Origin of the sequence: Oceanicola sp. S124 (assembly GCF_000220565.1) — a bacterium.
Lineage (GTDB): Bacteria > Pseudomonadota > Alphaproteobacteria > Rhodobacterales > Rhodobacteraceae > Pseudooceanicola.
Genome location: NZ_AFPM01000202.1, coordinates 1 through 3,499 on the forward strand (window position 1 = coordinate 1; position 3,499 = coordinate 3,499).

Below are 3,499 nucleotides of genomic sequence, written 5' to 3' on the forward strand. Positions count from 1 at the left end.
GCATGAAAGCCAGAGCCGCATCTACGAGAACCAGCTGGGCCGCTCGCGGGCCTTCACCGGCTGGATCTACGAGCAGATGCGCGCGCAGTTCGGCGATATCGGCGTCGACAACGCCGATGACTTCTATGCCGCCGTCAACCGGGTGCAGAAGGACTTCATCCGCACCGAGGCGGACGAGTTGCAGTACAACCTGCACATCATGCTGCGCTTCGACCTGGAGCGCGCGCTGATCAGCGGTGACCTGAAAGTGCCGGACCTGGAAGCCGCCTGGAACGAGCGGTTCGAGGCCGATTTCGGCTATGCGGTGCCGCGCGCCTCGCTGGGTTGCCTGCAGGATGTGCACTGGTCGGTGGGGCTGTTCGGCTACTTCCCGACCTATTCGCTGGGCAATGTCTATGCCGGCTGCCTTGCCAAGGCACTGCGCGCGGATCTGCCCGATCTGGACAGCGCGCTGGCGCAGGGCGACACCACGCCCGCGACGGGCTGGCTGCGCGAGAAGGTGCAGCGGCACGGCGGTCTCTACGAACCGAAGGAGGTCATCACCCTGGCCTGCGGCGGCGAGGCCCCCTCGGCGGGACCGCTGCTGGACTACATCGAGACGAAGTTCAGCGATATCTACGGCCTCTGAGACGCGATGACCCGGATCTCCGTCCTGACCACAGACCGCCTGACGCTGCGCCCGATGCAGGCCCGCGACTGGGAGGCCTACGCCGCCCTGATGGCCAGCGCGCGGGCCGAGTACATGGGCGGGCCCTTCACCCTGGCCGAGACCTGGGGGATGTTCTGCGCCGATCACGCGCAGTGGAGCTTCTTCGGCATCGGCGCGCTGATGATCGAGGACCGGGCGACCGGGGCCTGCCTCGGTCAGGTGGCGGTCAATGCGGGACCGCTGTTCCCCGAGCACGAGCTGGGCTGGATGGTCTATCCGGGCGCCGAGGGGCAGGGCATCGCCGCCGAGGCCGCTGCCGCGATGCGCGACTGGGCGCGGGATGTGCGGGGGCTGGCGACACTGGTCAGCTATATCGACCCGGGCAACCTGCGGTCGCGCCGGCTGGCCGAGAAGTTGGGCGCGGTGCCGGATCCGCTGGCCGCGCGGCCAGATCCCGATGACCTGGTCTATCGTCACTTCGGGACGGCCCAAGTTTAGCTAGCTGCCCGCCGGGCTGAAACCAGAGGGGCCGCGCTGTTCGCCAGCGCGGCCCCTTCTGCATGGATCCTGGTGGCCTTACGGCGGCGTGATGACCGGGGCGGTCTCGGTCTCGCGGGCGCCGGGGAAAAGCTCCATCGTGTCGCGGGCGCGGAGGCGGCTGCCGTCCCCGAAGGTGAAGCTGACCAGCGCGCTGGCGATGGTGTCGCCCTCGTCGTTGCGACCGGCGGACAGGCCAAGCGCGATGCCCTCGCGGATCTCGTAGGTGGCGCCCAGGTAGCCGTAGCGCTGTTCCAGCGGGGCGCCGTCATCGGCAGCGTAGCCGGCGAACAGGGTCCAGTCGGCCCCGTCGGGCCGGTAGCTGGCCTCGAGCCCGAAGCGCGTGCCGTCGGTACTGGCAGAGATGTCGTCGCGGTAGGCCGCGAAGGCCTCGAGGCCGAAGCCCTCGGATTGCCAGGCCACTTCGGCGCCCCAGAAGTACGAGTTGCCCGGGCGGCGATCCTCGGCCGCCAGGAAGAGACCCCAGGTCAGGGCCTCGTTGGGGGCGTGGAAGAGGTGCAGCGTGGCTGCCGGCTGGGTCGAGGTATATTGCTCGTGCTTGCCGACGCTGAGGTCAAGCTGCAGGCCGAAGTCGTTCCAGACCAGGCCGGAGAACGACCCGCCGATATGCTTGGTGTTGACCGAGGTGTCGTTGTTGTGGGCCAGTTCGAACGTGACTTCGCCATCGAGCACCAGCTGCGCCTGGGCGGGCGTGGTGCCGAGCAGCACACCCGAGGCCAGAAGGGCGGTGCCGCCGAGGGTATTCCTGAAAATCGCTTTGCTCATTGTCTGTCCATCGTCTCGGGAGGGCGGGTGCCGGGGAGCGGGGAGGGCGGCGCCGTGCCTGGATCATGCCGGCGGAGAACCGCCGCCGTGCCCCTAGATTGTTCCGATCGGTGGAAATGTAAAGCGCAGGGGCTGCGAGGGCGCTGTTCGTCACCGCGCAAAAGAAGAGGGCCGGCTGTTCGGGCCGGCCCAGTGAAGGGTTTGACGGGGTAGAAGCGCCAAGCCTTTGGTGAAAGCCTCTGCGAAGATTGACATCCGCCGCCGAACGAGCGCGTAGAGAAGCTTTCGAGGGACTTCAGACCTGATGGGCAAAGGGGAGAGTGCCGAGGGGGGAACAACCCGGGGCCATCAGAAAAGCGTAGAAATCCAATACGTTACTATTTGAAGGGGAAACTGGTTACTCTTTCTGCAATCAATCATCTGATAATATTATGGAGCTTGCAGCGGGTGCGTACAATATCCCGGCACCGCACACCTGCGGTTGCATTCCTGCAAGGGGTCAGGCGTTGTCCGAGGCGCCGAAACGTTCGGTGATCCAGTCTGCGACCAGCTGCAGCAGCGGGTCCTTGCGGCGCGTCTCGTGGAAGCAGAGATAGAGCGGCGTATGAAGGGGGCGGCTGTCGGGATCGTAAAGAACCAGCTGGGGATCGGCCGCGGCGGCGACCACCGGCATGATTCCCGGCAGCCGGGTGGCGCGGATGGAATTGGCGGTGTCCATGAGCGTCTCGACCCGGATCGAGGGATCACGCCCGCCCATGATGGTGCGTGCATGTTGCTGCGGTGGATAGCGGTCGTGCAGGGGGTGCATGCCGATCCACTGCCCGGTGCGCGGGCTGTCCGGGTAGCAGTAGACATTGGTTGCATACTTGCCGACGAAACGCACCACCAGCCGGCCCTGCTGCGGGCGGACGGCCGAGATGAACATGTCGTTGTCGCCCAGGGCATCCTGGTAGAAGTTGTTGTTGAAGGTCATCTCCAGCCCGGGGTTGCGGGTCAGGAAGGCCCTCAGTCCGGGGAACAGGATGTAGGTGATCACCGAGGGCGAACAGCCGATGTTCACATGGCCTGCCACCGTGTCGTCCGAGGCATCGCGGGCATTGAGATAGGACGAGATCTCGTTCTCGAAGGTGGTGATCGTCTCGATCAGGTCACCGACGGCATCGTTCGAGGTCCAGCCCTGGGGGGTCTTGAGAAAGAGGTCGATCCCCAGCGTCTCGGAGAGACGCGCCAGCCGCCGCGAAACGGTGGCCGGATTGGTATCGAGCAGACGTGCGGCAGCGCTCATCGAGCCGGTCTTGTGCACGGCCACGAGATAGCGAAGATCGTCCCAGTTCTTCAAAGCCTTCTGCCCCCAGGCGACGGCAGGCCGGCAGGATCAGCCGGCCTCGCCTTCGCTGTCTTCGTCATCTCCCTGGTCGACAATGCGAGCCACCGAGACAACCTGTTCCTCTGCACCGGTATTAAACACACGTACACCGCCTGCGCTGCGGGACCGGAAGGAAACTTCCGGTCGACCGGCACGCGAAT

At 65.8% G+C, this 3,499-nt stretch carries 3 protein-coding genes and 1 pseudogene; 2 read left to right on the top strand and 2 right to left on the bottom strand.

Features of this window, described 5'->3' with window-relative positions; translation table 11 throughout:
* Both OS124_RS0114185 and OS124_RS0114190 read left to right on the top strand, forming a co-directional pair.
* A pseudogene (locus OS124_RS0114185) lies at window positions 1-628 on the top strand (carboxypeptidase M32); the annotation flags it as partial.
* Between the two features lie 6 nt (window positions 629-634).
* Window positions 635-1,147 (top strand): GNAT family N-acetyltransferase, encoded by a 513-nt coding sequence (locus tag OS124_RS0114190; protein ID WP_010140384.1) that lies wholly within the window; start codon window positions 635-637, stop codon window positions 1,145-1,147.
* 78 nt (window positions 1,148-1,225) lie between these two features.
* On the opposite strand, the gene OS124_RS0114195 is transcribed toward OS124_RS0114190, so the two are convergent.
* Window positions 1,226-1,972 carry a hypothetical protein gene (locus tag OS124_RS0114195; protein WP_010140385.1) on the bottom strand — a complete coding sequence of 249 codons (747 nt, stop codon included), beginning with the start codon at window positions 1,970-1,972 and terminating at the stop codon, window positions 1,226-1,228.
* 499 nt (window positions 1,973-2,471) lie between these two features.
* Window positions 2,472-3,311 (bottom strand): LysR family transcriptional regulator, encoded by an 840-nt coding sequence (locus OS124_RS0114200; RefSeq protein WP_010140386.1) that lies wholly within the window; start codon window positions 3,309-3,311, stop codon window positions 2,472-2,474.
* Window positions 3,312-3,499: the final 188 nt, after the last annotated feature.

Bases quoted from the DNA above. Each gene is read 5' to 3' on its own strand.
- OS124_RS0114190 (WP_010140384.1), top strand. From the start codon at position 635: ATGACCCGGATCTCCGTCCTGACCACAGACCGCCTGACGCTGCGCCCG.
- OS124_RS0114195 (WP_010140385.1), bottom strand. From the start codon at position 1,972: ATGAGCAAAGCGATTTTCAGGAATACCCTCGGCGGCACCGCCCTTCTG.